Below are 19,021 nucleotides of genomic sequence, written 5' to 3' on the forward strand. Positions count from 1 at the left end.
ACGCTTCGCACGCCCGCTTCGTGGGGCCTGAGCGGCAGCACGAGCCGGTCGTACCTATGCCAGCGGCATCAATAGTTGGGAACCGCGCCTTCGAGCGGCTCGGGCCGGTGCACGCCATACCCCTGAGCGAAATCGACGCCGAGGGAGCCGAGCAGCTTTAGAATCCGATCGTTCTCTACGTATTCTGCAATCGTCTGGATTCCCATCACGCTGGCGACCTTGGCGATGGCTTCGACCATGGCACGGTCTACTTGGTCTTCGACGATATCCTTGATGAATACGCCATCGATCTTGATGAAATCGACAGGGAGATGCTTAAGGTAGCCCAGTGATGACATGCCGCTGCCGAAATCGTCGAGCGCGAACCAGAAACCCAGTTGGCGTAGGGCACGGATAAGATGGGCGGTCTGTTTAAGGTTGGCGACTGCCATCGTCTCGGTAATCTCGAAACAGATTCGAGCGGGTGATACGGAATACTGCGTTAGCAGATCTTGAACGAACCTCAGAAAGTCATCGTCGCCCAGTGTCGCGCCCGACAGGTTGATCGAAAGTGTCGTTCGGTCTCGCTTGGCTGCGGGTAAGCTGGCTAGATGGCGAAATACCTTCTCAACGACATAACGGTCGAGGAGCGGCATCAGGTTATAGCGCTCCGCCGCGGGGATAAAGGCCATGGGAGGCACGATACTGCCGTCGGGCTCCTGCAATCTTATCAGTACTTCCCACCGATCCTGATTGCCATCACCGCGAATCGGAGCGATGCGCTGCGCATGGAGGACCAGCCGCTCCTCGTGAAGCGCTTCGCGCAACCGGCTGATCCAACTCATTTCACGCAGGCGAGACGATAGCTCATCATCGTCTGGAGAATAGACATGTACTCGGTTGCGCCCCTTCTCCTTGGCCAGGAAACAGGCGGAGTCCGCCGTGCTCAGGATTTCTTTGAGCGTCAATCCTTCCCCGAAGGTCATCACACCGATACTGACCGGGATACCGAAACGGAGTTTCCCCCAGCAGAACTCCAGCCCTGCGGTCAGCTCACGTAGCTCCTCGGCGATTCTATGAGCATAACCGCCCGACTCCTCCCGGATAAGCAGGCCAAACTCATCACCGCCCAAGCGGGCCAGGATGCTTCCACGGGGAGCCCATTCATCGAGCTGGGCGCTAAGGTAGCGCAGTAGTTCATCCCCCGCGGCGTGACCGCATGTATCGTTGACGACCTTGAATTGATCCAGGTCGAAATAAAGCAATGCGTAGCGCGAATCCGTGAGATGGGCTTCCTGGATGACCTGACTGACTTGCCGCTCGAACTCTCCCCGGTTGACAAGGCCAGTCAACGCATCGTGACTCGCCTGGTGCCTGATCTCGCACGCTAGCTGGTGCGCCTTGGTAACATCGTTCCCTTGAACGAAGATACCCGTAACGTTCCCTCCGGTATCTGTGATCGGTTGGTAGACGAAATCGAGATAGACCTCGTGCTGTTGCGAGCCTTCCGGCAGGAGTAGACGCACCGCGCGGCCGACGAAGGGGTTGCCCGTTGAGTAGACGCGATCGAGCAGTTCATAGATATCCTGCCCCTCGAGTCCGGGGAGGGCCTCCCTAACGGTCATGCCCATCAGATCCTGGCGGCCGACAAGTTGGCAATAGGCCGCATTCGCCAATTCAAAGACATGCTCGGGGCCACGTAACACGCAGACGAAGCCGGGGGCCTGTTCGAACAATCGACGCAGGTGCGTTCGTTCAGCGAGCAACGTCTCATTTGTCTGCTGCACGTCTTGGGCACGCCCGAACACGTACCTGTGCAAGTCATGGGCCGAGTCTACCGATTGTCCTTCAGCCTCAGCGCCCAGTTGTTGTCTGAGCTGGTGGAGCTTCGTCACGTCCGCGGTGTGGTGAAGAATCAACGCCACGTCTCCGTAGGCGTCGAAAATAGGAATGTTCGTCACGCTCCAGTAGCGATCTTCGATCTCACCCTTCGTCGTGGAGACGATGGGGTAATGCAGTAGCGCCAGGCTATCGGGCCGGCGCTCGAGGAGGGTGCGCTCGAAGGAGGCACGTAACAGCTTGACGCCCCTATCATCGTTCAGGGCGGGAAACGCCTCGAAAACATCCTTTCCAATCAGTGCTTCGTACCTGCGGCCCGTTGTACTTAGGTAGCTCTTGTTGACGTCGACGAGTACAAGTTCTGGCGAAAGCAGCAGGTAGGCGTTGGGTGATGCATGGAATATCGCTTCGAAATCCAACTGTGGCATTACCAAGTCTGGATTCGTCATCATCTCTCCCTGCTTCTTTTATGCTCCAAGCAGCTCATTCTGAATCAATCCGATGTAGTTTCATATTTATACATCAGTCTTTGACGAGCCCGATGCCCTGCTGGCCGAGGAGGTGCGTCATGGATCTACGCCTCGAGAGGGCAGAGGTAAGTTACCCTTCGATCAACACTTGCGTACCCACGCCCACCCATTTGGAGAGCTGTCGGATCTCGTCATCCGTTACCGCAAGGCATCCATCGGTCCAGTCCATCTGTTTATGCAAGAAAGCACTTCGCCCGCCCAGCCCATGGATACCGATATGCCCGCCAAGGGAGGTATTCGGCAGTGAAACACGATGCCGGTCATAGTGCCGTTGGATACGCTGCGCCTCGTAGTCGCTGATGAAGCCGCCTGCGATGGCTTCCTCGGCGATCTGGGGATTGGGATAGTTGATTCCGAAGAACGTATGGAATCGGCTGGCGCCATTGATTCGCTCGATGCGAAACGTGCCGATCGGAGTCATCTTGCTGCCTTTAAACCGGATGCGGCCGGCTCCGTTTTTGCCGATGGCCACATGGCCCACCTGCCAGATCACATCCTCTCCACGGAACACGAGCAGCCCACGCGTCTTGAGATCGATGTATAGCCAGGCCTCATCAGGTTTGACAGGCAGGAGCGGTACTCCGGTATCGACCTCTAACAGGAAATGTGGATCAGGCGCTACGATCACGGATTCAGGCGTGGAAGGGGCAGGCATCTCTATTGCTGACGCTAGGCTGGGGAGTAAACACAAGAAAGCAAGGGCGAAACGACGGAGAGCTTGGCGCATGATGGTCGATTCAGGTAGTGAGCGGATAGGACAGTATCTCAACTGTTTCGAGCAGTAAGACGGGCATAAGCGATACAAAACGGTGTTTTACCGTGGCGTTGGCCAGTCAATTGCAGGGAGGGAGCGTATGCGGGGCGAAGAATATTGCCGTTTCGATGGCCTCGGCCTGGCGGCAGTGATACGCAGTGGCGAGGTCAGTCGGTGGGAGGTATTCGAGGCGGCCTGCGAGGCGATCGAACGCGACAATCCTCGGTTCAATGCCGTGGTGCGTACCCGGTTCGACAAGGCCAGGCATGAGCTGAATGTTGTCGGTCCCGACGCACCCTTTGCAGGCGTGCCGTTCCTGACCAAGGATCTGCTGACGGCACTGGCTGGTGAGCCGCTAACGTTTGGCAGTGCCTCGCTCAAGCAGTGGCGCCCCCCGGCCGATTCCAGCGTTGTCACGCGATTTCGGCAGGCCGGGCTATCGATAGTGGGCCAGACCGCAACGCCGGAGTTGGGCCTGATGGGCATTACCGAGCCCAAGGCCTTCCCTGCCCCCCATAACCCTTGGAAACGGGGATATTCGCCCGGTGGCTCCAGCGGCGGCTCCGCCGCTGCCGTTGCGGCGGGGTTGGTGCCCTTGGCCGGTGGTGGCGATGGGGGCGGGTCGCTGCGTATTCCCGCCAGTTATTGCGGTCTGTTCGGCTTCAAGCCATCCCGGGGCCGCGTCCCGCAGGGGCCTACGCATGGAGACGTCTGGGAAGGTGCCGTGGTCGAGCACGTACTGACCCGCAGCGTGCGCGATAGCGCGGCAATGTACGAGGCCATCAACGGCCCGGATACCGGCAGTCCACTGCCGATAACTCGTGAGACGAATATCCTTTCAGCACTATCGCGTCCTCCCGCGTCAATGCGGGTGGCTGTATCTCTGGGCGAGCCTTTGGCGGCCCCGCTGGGGGCGCGCAACCATGCCGAAGTTCGCCTTGCGGTGGAGCGTGCCGCTGAGGCCTGTGCGTCATTGGGGCATCATGTCGAGTGGCGCGATCCGCCCGTCGATGGGGCGCGTTTGGCGCAGTGTTACCTGATTCTGTACCTGGGTCAGGTCGCTGCCGATCTCGAGTGGATCAGCCGCGCTACCGGTGTGGCGGTATCCCGCCTGGATATCGAGCCGTCAACGCGTGCCATAGGGCGGCTGGGGCGAGCCTTGAAAGCAAAGGACTACATCCTGGCGCGACGTGACTGGAATACCGCCGCGCGTGCCATGGGCGATTTCCATCGGGACTATGACGTCCTGCTGATGCCGGTGACAGCCGGCCCCCCGCCACGTATTGGAGCGCTCTACCCGAGTCCGATGCGGGAACGCTTGATGGCCGCCTTGGCGATTCCCGGCATGGCCAATGCAGCACTTGCACTGGATGTGTTGGGTCAACTCGCCCGCGATGCGTTGCGCCATACGCCGTATACCCAGCTAGCCAACCTGACCGGGCAACCGGCCATGTCGTTACCCATGCATGTGGCTGCCGAGGGCTTGCCGGTGGGAGTGCAAGTAGTCGGTGCCATGGGAGAAGACAGACGGATGTTGCAGTTCGCGGCGCAGATCGAGACGGCGTTTCCCTGGCCGGCGCTCCCTCTGGCCCCGAAACCGGACTCGCAGGCAGGGGTGCACCTAAATGAATGAGAGGGAGGCCGTTTCCGGCTAGACTGTCGCCCCAAATCGCAAGATGCCGGAGCCGCCATGCCGTCGCGCCCACCCTCGCCACGTCCCTCTTTCCTGTCCGAGCGGGGGGATCGTCATTTCGACGGGCTAGGCAACAAGTTTGCTGCCAGCCTGTACGGCGGTTCCCGGGGGCGGGTTCGCCTGGCCGTGCTCGACCACTTGCTCCCGCAGATGCTCCAACTGGACGGCCAGCCCGTATTGGATGTTGGGGCGGGTCTGGGCCAGATGGGCCTCTGGTTCGCACAAAGGGGGCATGCCGTCACGCTATGCGAGCCCGCGGAGGAGATGCGCGAGCAGGCACGTTCGGCAATGGAGGGGCATCCAGCCGAGTTCCTGCCACTCCCGTTACAGGATTTGCCCGAGCAGGCGCCAGGGCCTTGGTCGCTGGTGGTCTGTCATGCCGTGCTCGAGTGGCTGGGCGACCCCCGGGCGGGGCTGGAAACGCTGAGCCGGCTATTGGCCCCTGGCGGGCAGCTGTCATTGATGGTCTTCAATCGGGATGCACTGCGTTTCTCGAACGTGGTCAAGGGCAACCTTGAGAAAGCCCTTGCCGATCGACTGTCGGGCACGGGTCAACGCCAGCGTCTGACGCCTATCTCGCCGGTATCTCACGCAGAGATCGAAACCTGGGCCAGTGAGTGTGGTTTGACGATCGAAGCGGTCGCCGGGGTGCGGGTCTTTCACGATTACCTGCGGGTACGTGAGCCGAACGAGGCGGACCTTGAACGTCTGATAGAACTGGAGTGTCGCTACTGCCAGGCCGAGCCCTACTGGCGGCTGGGGCGCTATTTGCTCTATATGCTGAAACGACCCGAGGAGTTGCACCCATGAACGCCGAGACACCGGTCTGTCAGTTGCTGCAGCGACAGGATGAGGCGTATCGCGGCTGGCTGTGGGTAGCGCCGCCTAGGGACGCCTGGCTGGAGCAGGGGGATGGCAGCGTACTGTCGGGGGATCATGGCGTGCTGCACGCCTGGCAAGCGTGCGGGCGCCCCGCGTTTGGCGCTTTTGAGATACCCCCCGTTTTGCCACCGGGGGCGGTGCTGTTCTGGCCCAAGACCCACGCGCTAGGGGAGTGGTGGTTATTAACGCTTTGCAAGGTATTACCCGAGGGCACACCGCTGCAGATCGTGGGGGAGAACAACGGCGGTATCAAGCGCGTGCTCAAGGTACTGGCGGCGCTGGGGCTGGGGTGTCGCAAGCGCGATAGCGCGCGTCGCTGCAGCCTGTTCGAGACCCGGCTGGGTCCGGTCGACATCGATCCGGATGCTGTCTGGCAACGCTTCGAGATCGAGGGGCTGACCGTCGTCAGTCACCCCGGGGTGTTCGGCCACGGCAAGCTCGATGCCGGTACGCAGTTATTGCTATCCCAGCTACCCGGCACCTTGCCTGAAACAGGTGAGTCGATCCTCGATATGGGCTGTGGCGATGGGATTTTGGCCGCTTGGCTGGCTCGGCGTGGCGCATGGGTCACTGCGGTTGATGTGAACGCGTTCGCGGTGGAAGCGACGCGGCGAACGCTTACCGCCAATGCGTTGGAAGGCCAGGTCGTGGCAGGTGATGTGTATTCGTCCCTCGCAGGGCATCGCTACGACGCCGTCGTCAGCAACCCGCCGTTTCATCAGGAACGGGCCATCGACTACGGTCCGGCGGGGCGGCTCATCGGCGAGGCGCCTGAGCACCTGGTGCCCGGTGGGCAACTGGTGATCGTGGCCAATGCCTTTCTGCCTTACCCCGACCGGCTTCAAGCCGCCTTCGGCAATTTCGAGATCCTCGCCGATGACCGACGCTTTCGCGTCTACCGCGCGTTCAAGCGCTAGGCGCCTGGTAGGAAATATCTGTGATCACGTACGTGGTTTCTCCGCCGGGGGCGGCCACGGTGGCTTCATCGTCGAGCCCCTTGCCGAGCACGCTCTTGGCCAACGGCGCATCGATGCTGATCCAGTGCTTTCCTGCATCGGTCTCGTCGTGACCGACGATGCGTATACGTAACTCCTCGCCTTGCTCGTCCTCCAGGGTGACATAAGCCCCGAAATAGACGCGCCCGGTATCGGCCGGCAGCCGATCGACGACCTGCAACTCGTCGAGTCGCTTCCCCAGGTAGCGAATCCGCGCAATGACCCGGTTGAGTTCCTTCTTGTTGTAGGTGTAGTCGGCGTTCTCGCTACGATCGCCCAGGGCAGCGGCTTCCCCGACCTTAGTCGAGAGTTGCGGTCGCTTGACTCGGGAAAGGTGGTCATGGATGCCTTTGAGCCGGGCGAACCCTTCGGCGGTGATGAGGTTGCTCTTGGGTTCCTGGCGGGGATCCTTGGCGGGATCGCGCCAGCGAGTCATGTTGCGGCCTTTCATGGAAATTCGGCTGTGTGGCGGTATCAGCCGACACCTTACGCATCCTCTCGCCAGGCGCCAAGCCAGGCGTGTTAATTCATTGGTCTTGCCTGTCTGGCGATTCATTCAAACGTTCGTTACATTGAAATGGTCGCCTCTGTCGCGACGATAACAATCGATAATCGGAGTTCGCCATGATTCGTCGCCCCTTGACCGCCGGCATGTTCGGTGCCGCCTTGCTGGCCGCTACGCTGACGTCTGCCCACGCCTTCGAAAATGAGGTGTTTGCGCTCAAGAATCGCTGGGAGCACATCACCACCGAAATGCCCGCCAACGCACGTGAGGATGCGCTGGGCCAACTGGCCGACGAAGCCGATGCGCTGGCCGATGCCCATCCCGATGCAGCGCCGGTCCTGACGTGGCAAGGCATCATCCTGGCCAGCGAGGCCCGCGCCAAGGGAGGTGTCGGCGCGCTGGGGTTGGCCAAGCAGGCCCGTGCCGCCCTCGAACGCGCCATCGAACTTGATCCCCAGGGTCAGAACGGGTCGGCCTATGTCACCCTGGGTGCTCTTTACGACCGCGCGCCCGGCTGGCCGCTGGGCTTCGGCGATAGCGAAACTGCCGAACAGATGTTCAAGCGCGCCTTGGAAATACGACCCCAGGGGATCGACGTCAACTACTATTACGCCGCGTATCTTGCCGATGAAGGCCGTCGTGACGAGGCGCGCGAGTACGCTCAGCGCGCAGTGGCGGGTGAGCCCCGCGAGTCGCGCCAGACCTCGGACGAAGCCCTGCGCGAAGAGGCCCGGGCGTTTCTCGAAGGCTTGTAAGTATCGTCTCCACAAGAAAGGTCCTCGTCGAAGGGGAGAGAGCTGTAATAAGCTGGCGGCATGACGAACCATGACCCCCCCTCAGAACACATGCCGGATGTCCTCATTGGCCCGCTGCTGCGCCGTGTCGCCAACGATCGCCTGGTCTTGTGGTTGGTGGCATCACGTCCCCTGACGCTTTCACTCTCGCTGTGGCCGGTGTCGTCAGGCAGCGAGCAGCATCACAAGCTCGATGTATTGCAGTGCCGCTGCCTGGCCGTGGGACGATACGCCTACATACATCTTATCGACGTGTCGCTAGACACGCCGCTGCCCTGCGATGAACGTATCGCCTACGACGTGACAATCGAGGGCGAGGAGGGCAGCCAGCGGGGCATCGCCGATTGGGCACCTCACTTGTGCCATGACGGCGCGGCGTTACCGGGATTCGTCATTACCTCTCGGCTGTCGAGCGTGCTGCATGGCTCCTGTCGCCGCCCCCACCATCCCGTTGGCGATGGGCTGGCACGCGCCGATGCCTGGCTTAACGAGCGCTGGCAGGATCCTGGGGCGCGTCCTTCCTGGCTATTGATGACCGGCGATCAGGTCTACGTCGATGACGTGGCGGGTCCCATGTTGAGTGCCATCCACGCGCTGATCGCTCGGCTGGGACTGTTCGACGAGACCCTCGAAGGCGCCATGCTGGAGAGTAGCCAGGCGCTCTATGATTCGCCGCAGGGTTACTATCGTCGCGAGTGCCTGCTACCCGATATCGAATCGAGTGAAGCCCTGCGCGAGCGTTTCTTCGGCGGTGTCAGAAAACCGGTCTTTACGTCTGCCAGTGCGCATAACCACTTGATCACCTTCGCCGAGGTGATGGCCATGTATCTGCTAGTGTGGTCTCCGGTCCCGTGGAGGCTGATCGCGGCGATGCGACCGGCCCTGTCAGAGGAGCATGAGGCACGCTACGCCGAGGAAGCGGCGGCAGTGGATGCTTTCGTCGAAACCCTGCCTCAGGTGGCGCGCTTGCTGGCCAATCAGCCTACCCTGATGATTTTCGACGATCATGACGTCACCGATGACTGGAATCTCACCGCCGCCTGGGAACAGACGGCCTACGAGCATCCTTTTTCGCGGCGTATCATCGGTAATGCCTTGCTGGCCTATGCCTTGTGCCAGGGGTGGGGAAACGATCCGGATCGTTTGCGCGAGCCGATCGATGCGATTGCCGTTCTCCTCGCCGACGGAGCCAGCGATGGCTGGCTGTCCCCGCAGGGGCAGGACGCCGCGATTCGTCAGCTCATGCGCTTTCAAGGTTGGGAATACGAAGTCGCCTCGTCGCCCAAGCTGGTCGTGCTCGATACGCGAACACGACGCTGGCGCAGCGAGCGACGGCGGCATCGGCCTTCGGGTTTGATGGATTGGGAAGCCCTGACTGAGCTGCAGCAGGCGCTACTCGATGAGCGCGCGGTGGTGATCGTCTCGCCAGCGCCGATGTTCGGCGTCAAGCTTATCGAAGGGGTTCAGAAGCTCTTTGCCCTGGCGGGCAAGCCGCTATTGGTCGATGCCGAGAACTGGATGGCCCATCGCGGGGCGGCCAGTGTCATGCTCAATATCTTCCAGCACTCTCGGACCCCGGGTAACTACGTCATACTGTCCGGCGACGTTCACTACTCCTTCGTCTACGATATTCGTATTCGAGACCGCCGGCAGGGCCCCCGGCTTTGGCAGATCACCAGTAGCGGGGTGAAGAATACCTTCCCCGATACGCTGCTGGACTGGTTCGATCGTTTGAATCGTTGGTTGTACGCACCGCGCTCGCCGCTCAACTGGTTTACCCAGCGACGCGACATGCGGATTCGTCCGCGCACGCCGGACCGTGCCAAGGCGGGTGAGCGGCTCTGGAACGGTTCGGGGATTGGCTACGTTCGCTTCGATGCCCAGGGGCGCCCTCTCGAGATCATGGAACTGGGCGCCGATGGCCGGGATGTGCGTTTCCCCGAGTCGCGTCAGGACTAGCCGCCAGCGAAGTTTGCATCGTGGGGGTGGGTCGGGATAATGGTTGCTTTGGCCGATCAGGGGGCGTCATGAGTGAGAGCGTACCGCCGGTACCCTTTACCGCTAGCGATGTGGAGCGGCTCGAGGACGAATGCCTGTATCAGGGCTTCTTTCGTTTGGAGCGACGCACATTGCGCCATCGCATGTACGAAGGCGGCTGGAGCGATCGCGTCATTCGCGAAGTGCACGTCCGTCACGATGCCGTAGGGGTATTGCTCTACGATCCGGAACGCGACGCCGTAGTGATGGTCGAACAGATCCGCGCCGGTGCCCTCGACGATGCCATCAGCCCCTGGAAGATCGAGGTGGTGGCCGGGTTGATCGAAGCGGGCGAGAGCCCCGCCGATGTGGCGCGTCGCGAAGCCCAGGAAGAGGCTGGCTGCGAGATCGGCGAGCTGATCGAACTGTATACCTATTATCCCAGCCCCGGGGCCTGCAATGAACGCGTCACCCTGTTCTGCGGTCTGATCGACAGCCGCGGCATGGGCGGAATCCACGGCCTGGACGAGGAACACGAGGACATTCGCGTGCATGTGCTAGGGTTTCTCCAGGCCAAGGCGCTTCTCGATGCCGGCCGTCTCGATAATGCCATGAGTCTCATCGCCTTCCAGTGGCTGGCGGCCGAGCGAGCCTCACTACGTGCCAGGAGGTAATATTTTGGCCAGAACCGCATACGTCACCGACCTCAAGAGCCTGCAAGGCGAGTGTAGTGCGAACTACCTGCGCCTGACCCGGCTATTGGGTGAGCTGGAGGCCGGGGAGGTGCGAGAAGTGGCTTTGCGCGGGCGTGAAGCCCGCTTCGGATCGCTGTGGCTCGAGGTCATCGAGCGTGCTCCCTATACCACGGTCCTGCGCGTGTCGCAGTCGGGCGTGCTCGATACCGTCATCGAGCCCATGCGCATGCGCGTTCATCTCTATCACGACGTGCGCATGGCCGAAGTCATCGATTTTCAGCGTCAGCGGCACTTCAACGGACGTTACCGCTATCCCAATGCGCGGATGCATCAGCCTGACGAGAAGCTGCAATTGAACCGCTTTCTGGGTGAGTGGCTGGAATACGGGCTGGCACATGGCCATGCTGTCGATCTGCCTGAATTGCGTTAGGGACAGGGAATAGCGGCCGAATGCGTCTGATCCAGATCACTGATCTTCATCTTTATGCCGATCCGCAGCGCCGCTCCCGGGTCGGCTTTCCGTTACGCCAGCTACATGCCGTGATTGCCCACGCACGGCAGCGTCGCCCCGATATGGTCATCGTCACGGGGGACATCAGCCAGGACGAGACGCCTGCGTCCTATCGCTTGGCAGCCGACGCGTTCACCCGTCTGGATTGCCCCTGGTTCTGGCTACCCGGCAATCACGACGATAGCCAGGTGATGGACGAACAGCAGGCCCTGCATGACGAACTCGACCTGGGCGCTTGGCGGCTTCTGCTGCTGAATACGCAGGTCAGTGGGCACGCTCATGGCGAGCTGGGGCAGGCCAGGTTGCAGGCCTTGGCGGAACGCCTCGAAGAAGATGACAGGCCCACGCTGATCGCCATGCATCATCCCCCTGTGGAAATCGGGTCGAGCTGGATGGATGCCATCGGCCTGGTCGACCGCGAGACGTTCTGGCAGACCATTGCAGCCTATGCTCAGGTACGTGGCGTTGTGTGCGGGCACATCCATCAGGCCTTCGCCCATCGCCACGCCATGGCGGCCCACGAAGTCGCTGTCTTCGGCACCCCGGCGACGGCCGACCAGTTTCTGGGCGGTGCAGAGAGCTTCGCCGTCGACGAGGCGTCGCGCCCCGGCTACCGTGTCTTCGAACTGCACGATCAGACCGTAACCAGTTGGGTCGAGCGTGTCGAGGTGTAACGCTCGTTATGCTTTATACGGCTAAAAAGATAGTTCTTAATTCTTTGACGTTATCATAGGGGGCTCAGTACCCTACTTCTCATGAAACTGCCGGGGCTCCGTTGTACCCCGCGTCGTCCTTGAACGACGGGCAGATTACCCAGCTTACGCGCTGCCCCTCGTGGGGGCGCCATGGTCATGAGAGGTTGCCAAGCCGCGATGCTTTCCCCCGAGCGACAGACCCATCTCAAGCAGCTCGAAGCGGAGTCGATTCACATCATCCGCGAGGTAGCCGCCGAATTCCGCCACCCGGTGATGCTTTATTCCATCGGTAAGGACTCCTCGGTCATGCTGCACCTGGCGCGCAAGGCCTTCTATCCGGGCACGCCGCCGTTCCCGCTGATGCACATCAACACCACCTGGAAATTCCGCGAGATGATCGAGTTCCGCAACCGCATGGCGGCGGAGGCGGGCATGGAACTGATCGTGCATACCAATGAAGAGGGTCGGGCGGCCAACATCAACCCGTTCGATCATGGCAGCGCCAAGTATACTGACATCATGAAGACCCAGGCGCTCAAGCAGGCGCTGTCCCAACACGGCTTCGATGCGGCCTTCGGTGGCGCACGCCGCGACGAGGAAGCCTCCCGGGCCAAGGAGCGGGTCTACTCGTTCCGCGACAAGTATCATCGCTGGGATCCCAAGAACCAGCGTCCCGAGCTGTGGAACGTCTACAACGCCAAGATCAACAAGGGCGAATCGATTCGCGTATTCCCGCTCTCCAACTGGACCGAGCTCGATATCTGGCAGTACATCTACCTCGAAGAAATCCCCATCGTGCCGCTGTATTACGCCGCCCCGCGCCCGGTAGTCGAGCGTGACGGCATGCAGATCATGGTCGACGACGAGCGCCTGCCCCTCGAACCGGGTGAGGTGCCCGAAGAGAAGTGGGTGCGCTTCCGCACGCTCGGCTGCTACCCGCTGACCGGGGCCGTCGAGTCCAAGGCCGCCACGCTGCCCGAGATCATCCAGGAAATGCTGCTGACCAAGACCAGCGAACGCAGCGGCCGGGCCATTGACCATGACCAGGCGGGATCCATGGAGAAGAAGAAGCGCGAGGGCTACTTCTAGCCGCTGGCAACAAACCGCTGTGCTCGGCCATACGGCGTTGAGAATTGGCTCAAGATGCTCATTTACTTCAGTAAACTCCGCTCTTTCGTCAATTCTCGCCTTGTCTGGCCATCGCTCGCTGGCTTCTTGCTCAGCGCCTAAACAGTTATTTATCGGGGCGTTCCCATGTCACATCAATCGAACCTGATCGCCGAGAACATCGAGCAGTACCTGCACGAGCATGAGAACAAGGATCTGCTGCGCTTCATCACCTGCGGCAGCGTCGATGACGGCAAGTCGACCCTGATCGGGCGGCTGCTGCACGACTCCAAGATGATCTACGAAGATCAGCTCGCCGCGATCACCCAGGCCTCCAAGACCAGCGGTACCACCGGCGAGGCCGTCGATCTTGCGCTGCTCGTCGACGGGTTGCAGTCCGAGCGTGAGCAGGGCATCACCATCGATGTGGCCTATCGCTTCTTCTCCACCGACAAGCGCAAGTTCATCATCGCCGATACCCCGGGGCACGAGCAGTACACCCGCAACATGGCCACCGGCGCCTCGACGGCGAGTCTCGCCATCATCCTGATCGATGCCCGCTACGGCGTGCAGACCCAGACCCGCCGGCACAGCTTCATTGCCGACCTGCTGGGTATCCAGCACCTGGTCATCGCCATCAACAAGATGGACCTGGTCGACTTCGACAAGACTCGCTTCGACGAGATCGTCGCCGACTACCAGGCCTTCGCCCGCAACCTCAGCGCCCGCGATATTCGCTTCGTACCCATCTCCGCGCTGGAAGGCGACAATGTGGTCAATCGCAGCGAGCGGACGCCCTGGTACTTCGAGGCAGGCCACGAGGGCCGGCCGCTGCTCGAATTGCTCGAAAGCGTCGAGATCAGCCGTGACCAGAACCTCAGCGACCTGCGTTTGCCGGTGCAGTACGTCAATCGTCCCAACCTCGATTTCCGTGGTTACTGCGGAACGCTGGCGGCCGGTATCTTGCGCCCGGGCCAGAAGGTCATGGCACTGCCCTCGGGCAAGACCTCCACGGTCGAGCGTATCGTCACCTTCGATGGCGATCTCGACGCGGCCTACCCCGGCCAGGCGATCACCGTGACCCTGGAAGACGAGATCGACATCTCACGCGGCGACTGGATCGTCGAGGCCGAGGCCGAGGTGCCGCTGTCGAATGCCTTCGACGCCGATATCGTCTGGATGCATGACACCCCCATGCAGCTTGGCAAGCTGTATGACTTCAAGCTGGCGACCCGCGATCAGTCAGGCGAGATCACCGGCATCGAGTATCAGATCGACGTCAACACGCTCGAGCGCAAGCCTGCCGGGCAACTGGCACTCAATGCCATTGCCCGTTGCCAGGTAGAGCTGACCGGCCGGGTTCCCGTCGATGACTACCGCAAGAGCCCGGGAACCGGCAGCTTCATCGTCATCGACCGACTGACCAACGTCACGGTGGGCGCGGGGATGATCCGCGGGGCCAGGCAGGCCACCGGCGGGAATGGCGAGCAGGTCGATTGGCAGGCCTTCGAAGTCGAGCTCAACGCCTTGATCCGTAAGCACTTCCCGCATTGGGAAGCCAAGGACGTGCGCGACCTGCTGACACGTTGAGCGCGTTTCACCGGCTTGACGTGCCGGGCTGAGCCACCACACTGAAGAATAACGGTCGCTGGCTTCGGAGGAAGCGCTTGAAGCGGCCGTCTTCGTCTCCGGTGCATGCAACCGCATCGGTGTGTCTATTCGCATGGCGGCAAGGGAGTGTCGACGTGCAGCCAAACGATACACAACCCAAGCGAGGCAGGCTGTCTCGCTTCTTCAAGCGCCTGCTGCACATCGTCTCCAAGCCGATGAAAAGCGACAGCGGGCAGGGCGGGATGGTCGTGCATCCCTACCGGGGCTATGGATCACGTAAAGAGGCGTACCTGATGGGGCGCGTGTTCCGCCAGGCGGGACTGGGGCGCGCTATTCCTCGGCGAGGCCCATTGCGGGATACGGCCGATGTAGTGCGCCGTATCACCCGGCGGGGCATGGCGGATGTCGAGGTCCACGTCCGGCTGGGGGACAATGTCGTGACTGTCATCACGGACCATGACGGATACTTCGATGTCCACCTGCCTATCAAGGTGCCGGTTGCCGACGATGTGGCCTGGCACCGTGCCGAACTCCATGTGGTGGCCCGAGATGAGTCGCCCCTGCATACCTATGCCAATATCTACATCCCTCCGCCGAATACCGACCTGATCGTAATCAGCGATATCGACGATACCGTGATGTTCACCGGGGTCGCCGACAAGCTGCGGATGCTTTATCGGCTGTTCGTGGAAAAGGCCCACCATCGCACTGCCTTTCCAGGGGTAGCCGCGTTCTACCAAGCACTTCACGTGGGCAAGCATGGCGAGGCGAGGCGTCCGATTCTCTACGTCTCTCGGGGTCCTTGGGCCATTTATGAAGTACTCGAGGCCTTTTTCCAGCTCAACCAGATTCCGGTGGGGCCGATCCTGTTCCTGAGGGAATGGGGCATCTCATTGCGACACCCCTGGCCACGGCGGGCCGAGGATCATAAGCATGCCCTGATCACGCGGATGCTGTCGCTATTCGAGGATCTGCCTTGTGTATTGATTGGCGATAGTGGCCAGCACGATCCCGAGGTCTACACGCGCATCGTCAAGGAGCATCCCGGGCGGGTGAAAGCCATTTACATACGCCGTATCGGGCAGAAGGCCGACCGGGAGCGCGCCATCGCGCGCTTGCAGGATGAAATTCGCCACACCGACTGTGAACTGAAACTCGCATCCGACAGTGTTGCCATGGCTGAGCATGCCCGGGATCGTGGCTATATTTCCGATAATGCACTGGACGCCGTGGACCGCGACAGTCGCCTCTGATCGTTCCGCTCATTATTCAACGTATCTCTCATCCCATGCCCTGATTAGGCGCCCATCCCGGGCGCTGCTAGAGCTATTGGCGGGGTACACAGAATTTATGATAGTTGACGTATTCTTACATATTTAGCCCTTAGGCGGCGCCAGATCGGGACTCCCTCGAGGCTGGCAACGCTCGAAGGGGCTCGCTGAGGCAACCAAAACGACGAGTGCCTGAGTCTGGCCAGTCAGGCTCGCACAGCTCGAGAGGTACGCAGAATGACGACTATCGTATGGGACGGAACGACGCTCGCGACGGATTCGCTGATCAGTGTCAATGGCTCGACCTACAACCATGCGCAGAAGCTCTTTCAGCTCGATAACGGCGAGTGGGTCGCGTTCGCCGGCGAACAGCAAGAGTGGTGGGAAGTAATGGAATGGCTTAACGCCGGCGCACCAAGCAATAACAAACCCCATGTTTCCCGAATCGAGATGATCATTGTCGGTCCTGGCGGGGTCTTCGAAATGTTTACCAAGCTGGTGCGTATGCCGGTGAGTGGTCCGGTCGCGTACGGTACCGGTTGGAAATGGGCGTTGGCCGCCATCGACCATGGCAGGAATGCCGTCGAAGCCGTCGAATATGCCAAGACCCGAGACCACGACACTGGTGGCGAGGTGCAGTCGGTGACCATGCCGTCCAAGGCCGATAAGCCCTTCACGACCCTGCTGAAGGAAGCCAACGACACTGCCGTCATGGCCTGATCGCCGCCTCCAAGCGATTCGACATACAACGACACCCCGGCCCAGGCCGGGGTGTCTGCTTTTGCCTTGAGCATAAGCGGAAGGCTTCACTACGCTCTGAATACTGTTGAACTCGGTTAACACGTCAGGACAGGGAGGAGCGGATATGACGTCACCCCTTGAACACGTTCGTGACCATGCCGTGCGTCTCGAAGGACGCGACAACGACTATGATGGGCTGTTGGATCAGGTCGGGGAGCGTTCCCTGGTTCTGCTGGGCGAGGCGTCCCATGGCACACGCGAGTTCTATCGTATGCGCTCCGAGATCACGCGTCGTCTGATCCTGGAGAAAGGCTTCGAAGCGGTCGTCGTCGAAGCTGACTGGCCCGATGCCTTGCGACTTAATCGCTATGTGCGGGGCGATAGTGAGGACACGCTCAAGCAGGCGTTCGACGATTTTCAGCGGTTTCCGCAGTGGATGTGGCGCAACACGGAAGTCCGGGACTTCATCGGATGGTTACATGATCACAATGCCGATAGGCCCACGGGCCACCAAGTCGGCTTCCATGGCCTGGACCTTTATAGCCTGCATCGCTCGGCAGCAGCGGTAATCGAGTACCTGGAGGAGATCGATCCCGAGCAGGCGCAACGAGCCCGCGACGGTTATGCCTGTCTCGACCACGGTGGCGATCCGGTGCGGTACGGTCACGACGCCGCCTTTGGGCTCAGCCGTATCTGTGAAGACGCCACGGTCAACCTGCTGGCCGACTTGCTCGATAAGTCGCAAGCGCATTTGCAGCCCGACGGCCGCCGCTCTATCGACGAGCAATTCTATGCCGAGCAGAATGCCCGTGTCGTGGTCAACGCCGAAGCCTATTACCGGGAAATGTTCGGTTCTCGTGTCGATACCTGGAACCTGCGTGACGAGCACATGGCCGATACCATTGCCGAATTGCGCGAGCATCTTATCCGCCACGGCGGGCGGGGCAAGATCGTCGTCTGGGCGCACAACTCTCACCTGGGCGATGCCAAGGCCACCGACATGGGCTGGCATCGCGGCCAGCATAACGTGGGTCAGCTTGTCCGGCGTCGGTTCGGTGATGACGAGGCGCTATTGGTCGGTTTCACTACGCATACCGGTTTCGTGTCGGCGGCGCATGATTGGGACAGCCCGGTCGAGCATCGTCGTGTCAGACCTTCCCTCGAAGGAAGCGTGGAACGCCTGTTCCACGAGACGGGGATTGGTGATTTCTACCTTCCCCTGCAGGGCGAGGTGGCCGAAGCGCTGCGTCCGCCCCTGCTTGAGCGTGCCATCGGCGTGATCTATCGGCCCGAGTCGGAACGTATCAGTCACTACTTCAAGGCCTCGGTGGCCGACCAGTTCGATGCCGTTTTCCATGTGGATGAAACGACCGCCCTGGAGCCCTTCGAGAAAGGCGATCTTTGGCGTCCCGAGGAGGTCCCCGAGACGTATCCCTTCGGCGTCTAACGCGCCTTGTTGGCGATCAGCACCGCACGGCGCGGTGCTGGGTAGCCTTCCCGGGTTCGGCTGGGATCCTCGGGATCGAGGAAATCCGCCAATGACTGGAAGGTCATCCATTCGGTGGCACGCTGTTCGTCCAGCCCGGTTACGGCTTCGTCGACCACGCGGACCTGCTCGAAGCCGCTGCGCACCAGCCAATGGGTCAGCGCCGCTGCAGAAGGCAGGAAGAACACGTTGGGCATTGCCGCGTAGCGCTCGCCTGGCAGTAACACCGTCGTCTCATCGCCTTCGACCACTAGCGTCTCCAGTACCAGCTCGCCACCGGGGCGCAGGGCGTCCTTCAACTGTGCCAGGTGCTCCAGTGGCGAGGGCCGGTGGTAAAGCACACCCATCGAGAAGACCGTATCGAAGAAGCCTAGTTGTTCGGGAACGTCTTCGACGCCGACGGGGAGAAAATGGGTGCGCCCCCCATCGGCATCCCCGACGAAATGACGTATCGCCTGAAACTGGTAATAGAACCGGGGAGAGGGGTCGATCACCAGCACGAAGCTGGCGCCGGCCCCTGCCATGCGCCAGGCGTGGTAACCACTGCCGCCCCCTACGTCCAGCACGCGTCGCCCTGCCAAGGGCGTCAGGTGAGGGGCCACCCGTTGCCATTTCCAGTCGGAGCGCCACTCGGTATCGATAGTGATGCCGCCTAGCGAATAAGGACCCTTGCGCCATGGAGCGAGCTTCTTGAGAAGATTTTCGCATTGGCGCTGTTGGGCGTCGCTCAATGCCACCTCGACCGTGACGGTGTCACGATCCAGTGCGACCTCGCGAACCGCTGGCAAATCGGGAAGCTTGGCCACGGCTTTTTCCCAGGCAGGCAAGTCGCCGTAGCGCTTGCGGTCGAGGCCACGTGCCAGTTGCTCCGGCAAGCGTGCCAGCCAACGGTCCAGTCCCTGGTCGACGAAGGCGTGATAGAGGTCGCGGTGAGATGGGGAGGTCATCGGATCAGG

General features: G+C 61.1%; 17 protein-coding genes. 13 read left to right on the forward strand and 4 right to left on the reverse strand.

Features of this window, described 5'->3' with window-relative positions:
* Positions 1–68: 68 nt before the first annotated feature.
* The gene (locus JH15_RS10880; protein ID WP_052384048.1) at positions 69–2,267 is read right to left on the reverse strand and encodes an EAL domain-containing protein; all 2,199 of its coding nucleotides are present in this window, start codon (positions 2,265–2,267) and stop codon (positions 69–71) included.
* 151 nt (positions 2,268–2,418) lie between these two features.
* Positions 2,419–3,003: a L,D-transpeptidase family protein gene (locus JH15_RS10885; protein ID WP_052384049.1), complete on the reverse strand. Its 585-nt coding sequence runs from the start codon at positions 3,001–3,003 to the stop codon at positions 2,419–2,421.
* 199 nt (positions 3,004–3,202) lie between these two features.
* Between JH15_RS10885 and JH15_RS10890 the strand changes: the two genes are divergently transcribed.
* The 3 genes from JH15_RS10890 to JH15_RS10900 are packed head-to-tail and all read left to right on the forward strand — an operon-like array spanning position 3,203 to position 6,594.
* Positions 3,203–4,735, forward strand: coding sequence for an amidase (locus tag JH15_RS10890; protein ID WP_081948989.1), 1,533 nt, complete (start codon positions 3,203–3,205; stop codon positions 4,733–4,735).
* A gap of 57 nt (positions 4,736–4,792) precedes the next feature.
* Positions 4,793–5,605: a methyltransferase domain-containing protein gene (locus tag JH15_RS10895; protein ID WP_043530129.1), complete on the forward strand. Its 813-nt coding sequence runs from the start codon at positions 4,793–4,795 to the stop codon at positions 5,603–5,605.
* The gene (locus tag JH15_RS10900; protein WP_043530131.1) at positions 5,602–6,594 is read left to right on the forward strand and encodes a methyltransferase; all 993 of its coding nucleotides are present in this window, start codon (positions 5,602–5,604) and stop codon (positions 6,592–6,594) included. Before JH15_RS10895 ends, JH15_RS10900 begins: the two co-directional genes overlap by 4 nt.
* Here JH15_RS10900 and greB read toward each other — a convergent pair.
* The gene (gene greB, locus JH15_RS10905) at positions 6,584–7,123 is read right to left on the reverse strand and encodes a transcription elongation factor GreB (protein ID WP_081948990.1); all 540 of its coding nucleotides are present in this window, start codon (positions 7,121–7,123) and stop codon (positions 6,584–6,586) included. The genes JH15_RS10900 and greB overlap by 11 nt on opposite strands.
* Positions 7,124–7,296: 173 nt before the next feature.
* Here greB and JH15_RS10910 point away from each other — a divergent pair, with 173 nt between their 5' ends.
* The 10 genes from JH15_RS10910 (at position 7,297) to JH15_RS10955 (ending at position 18,026) form a co-directional block, all read left to right on the forward strand.
* Positions 7,297–7,932: a TRAP transporter TatT component family protein gene (locus tag JH15_RS10910; protein WP_043530133.1), complete on the forward strand. Its 636-nt coding sequence runs from the start codon at positions 7,297–7,299 to the stop codon at positions 7,930–7,932.
* 60 nt (positions 7,933–7,992) lie between these two features.
* Complete coding sequence (locus JH15_RS10915) at positions 7,993–9,930, forward strand: metallophosphoesterase family protein (protein WP_043530135.1); 1,938 nt, start codon at positions 7,993–7,995, stop codon at positions 9,928–9,930.
* Between the two features lie 68 nt (positions 9,931–9,998).
* Entirely contained in the window at positions 9,999–10,622 is a 624-nt protein-coding gene (locus JH15_RS10920; protein ID WP_043530137.1) for an NUDIX domain-containing protein, read from the forward strand.
* A gap of 4 nt (positions 10,623–10,626) precedes the next feature.
* A complete protein-coding gene (locus JH15_RS10925; RefSeq protein WP_043530138.1) occupies positions 10,627–11,073 on the forward strand; it encodes a DUF1249 domain-containing protein in 447 nt (148 codons plus the stop codon).
* Between the two features lie 20 nt (positions 11,074–11,093).
* Positions 11,094–11,828 (forward strand): phosphodiesterase, encoded by a 735-nt coding sequence (locus tag JH15_RS10930; RefSeq protein ID WP_043530140.1) that lies wholly within the window; start codon positions 11,094–11,096, stop codon positions 11,826–11,828.
* 198 nt (positions 11,829–12,026) lie between these two features.
* Positions 12,027–12,938 (forward strand): sulfate adenylyltransferase subunit CysD, encoded by a 912-nt coding sequence (gene cysD, locus JH15_RS10935; RefSeq protein WP_043530141.1) that lies wholly within the window; start codon positions 12,027–12,029, stop codon positions 12,936–12,938.
* Between the two features lie 165 nt (positions 12,939–13,103).
* Positions 13,104–14,546: a sulfate adenylyltransferase subunit CysN gene (cysN, locus tag JH15_RS10940; protein ID WP_043530142.1), complete on the forward strand. Its 1,443-nt coding sequence runs from the start codon at positions 13,104–13,106 to the stop codon at positions 14,544–14,546.
* Between the two features lie 236 nt (positions 14,547–14,782).
* Positions 14,783–15,820, forward strand: coding sequence for an App1 family protein (locus JH15_RS10945; RefSeq protein ID WP_231566431.1), 1,038 nt, complete (start codon positions 14,783–14,785; stop codon positions 15,818–15,820).
* 255 nt (positions 15,821–16,075) lie between these two features.
* On the forward strand, positions 16,076–16,558 hold the full coding sequence (locus JH15_RS10950; protein ID WP_043530144.1) for a hypothetical protein: 483 nt from the start codon (positions 16,076–16,078) through the stop codon (positions 16,556–16,558).
* 145 nt (positions 16,559–16,703) lie between these two features.
* Positions 16,704–18,026, forward strand: coding sequence for an erythromycin esterase family protein (locus JH15_RS10955; protein WP_043530146.1), 1,323 nt, complete (start codon positions 16,704–16,706; stop codon positions 18,024–18,026).
* Here JH15_RS10955 and cmoB read toward each other — a convergent pair.
* Positions 18,023–19,012: a tRNA 5-methoxyuridine(34)/uridine 5-oxyacetic acid(34) synthase CmoB gene (gene cmoB, locus JH15_RS10960; RefSeq protein WP_043530148.1), complete on the reverse strand. Its 990-nt coding sequence runs from the start codon at positions 19,010–19,012 to the stop codon at positions 18,023–18,025. The genes JH15_RS10955 and cmoB overlap by 4 nt on opposite strands.
* Between the last annotated feature and the right edge of the window lie 9 nt (positions 19,013–19,021).

This window comes from Litchfieldella xinjiangensis (assembly GCF_000759345.1).
GTDB lineage: Bacteria > Pseudomonadota > Gammaproteobacteria > Pseudomonadales > Halomonadaceae > Litchfieldella_A > Litchfieldella_A xinjiangensis.

Bases quoted from the DNA above. Each gene is read 5' to 3' on its own strand.
- JH15_RS10880 (WP_052384048.1), bottom strand. From the start codon at position 2,267: ATGACGAATCCAGACTTGGTAATGCCACAGTTGGATTTCGAAGCGATA.
- JH15_RS10885 (WP_052384049.1), bottom strand. From the start codon at position 3,003: ATGCCTGCCCCTTCCACGCCTGAATCCGTGATCGTAGCGCCTGATCCA.
- JH15_RS10890 (WP_081948989.1), top strand. From the start codon at position 3,203: ATGCGGGGCGAAGAATATTGCCGTTTCGATGGCCTCGGCCTGGCGGCA.
- JH15_RS10895 (WP_043530129.1), top strand. From the start codon at position 4,793: ATGCCGTCGCGCCCACCCTCGCCACGTCCCTCTTTCCTGTCCGAGCGG.
- JH15_RS10900 (WP_043530131.1), top strand. From the start codon at position 5,602: ATGAACGCCGAGACACCGGTCTGTCAGTTGCTGCAGCGACAGGATGAG.
- greB (WP_081948990.1), bottom strand. From the start codon at position 7,123: ATGAAAGGCCGCAACATGACTCGCTGGCGCGATCCCGCCAAGGATCCC.
- JH15_RS10910 (WP_043530133.1), top strand. From the start codon at position 7,297: ATGATTCGTCGCCCCTTGACCGCCGGCATGTTCGGTGCCGCCTTGCTG.
- JH15_RS10915 (WP_043530135.1), top strand. From the start codon at position 7,993: ATGACGAACCATGACCCCCCCTCAGAACACATGCCGGATGTCCTCATT.
- JH15_RS10920 (WP_043530137.1), top strand. From the start codon at position 9,999: ATGAGTGAGAGCGTACCGCCGGTACCCTTTACCGCTAGCGATGTGGAG.
- JH15_RS10930 (WP_043530140.1), top strand. From the start codon at position 11,094: ATGCGTCTGATCCAGATCACTGATCTTCATCTTTATGCCGATCCGCAG.
- cysD (WP_043530141.1), top strand. From the start codon at position 12,027: ATGCTTTCCCCCGAGCGACAGACCCATCTCAAGCAGCTCGAAGCGGAG.
- cysN (WP_043530142.1), top strand. From the start codon at position 13,104: ATGTCACATCAATCGAACCTGATCGCCGAGAACATCGAGCAGTACCTG.
- JH15_RS10945 (WP_231566431.1), top strand. From the start codon at position 14,783: ATGAAAAGCGACAGCGGGCAGGGCGGGATGGTCGTGCATCCCTACCGG.
- JH15_RS10950 (WP_043530144.1), top strand. From the start codon at position 16,076: ATGACGACTATCGTATGGGACGGAACGACGCTCGCGACGGATTCGCTG.
- JH15_RS10955 (WP_043530146.1), top strand. From the start codon at position 16,704: ATGACGTCACCCCTTGAACACGTTCGTGACCATGCCGTGCGTCTCGAA.
- cmoB (WP_043530148.1), bottom strand. From the start codon at position 19,012: ATGACCTCCCCATCTCACCGCGACCTCTATCACGCCTTCGTCGACCAG.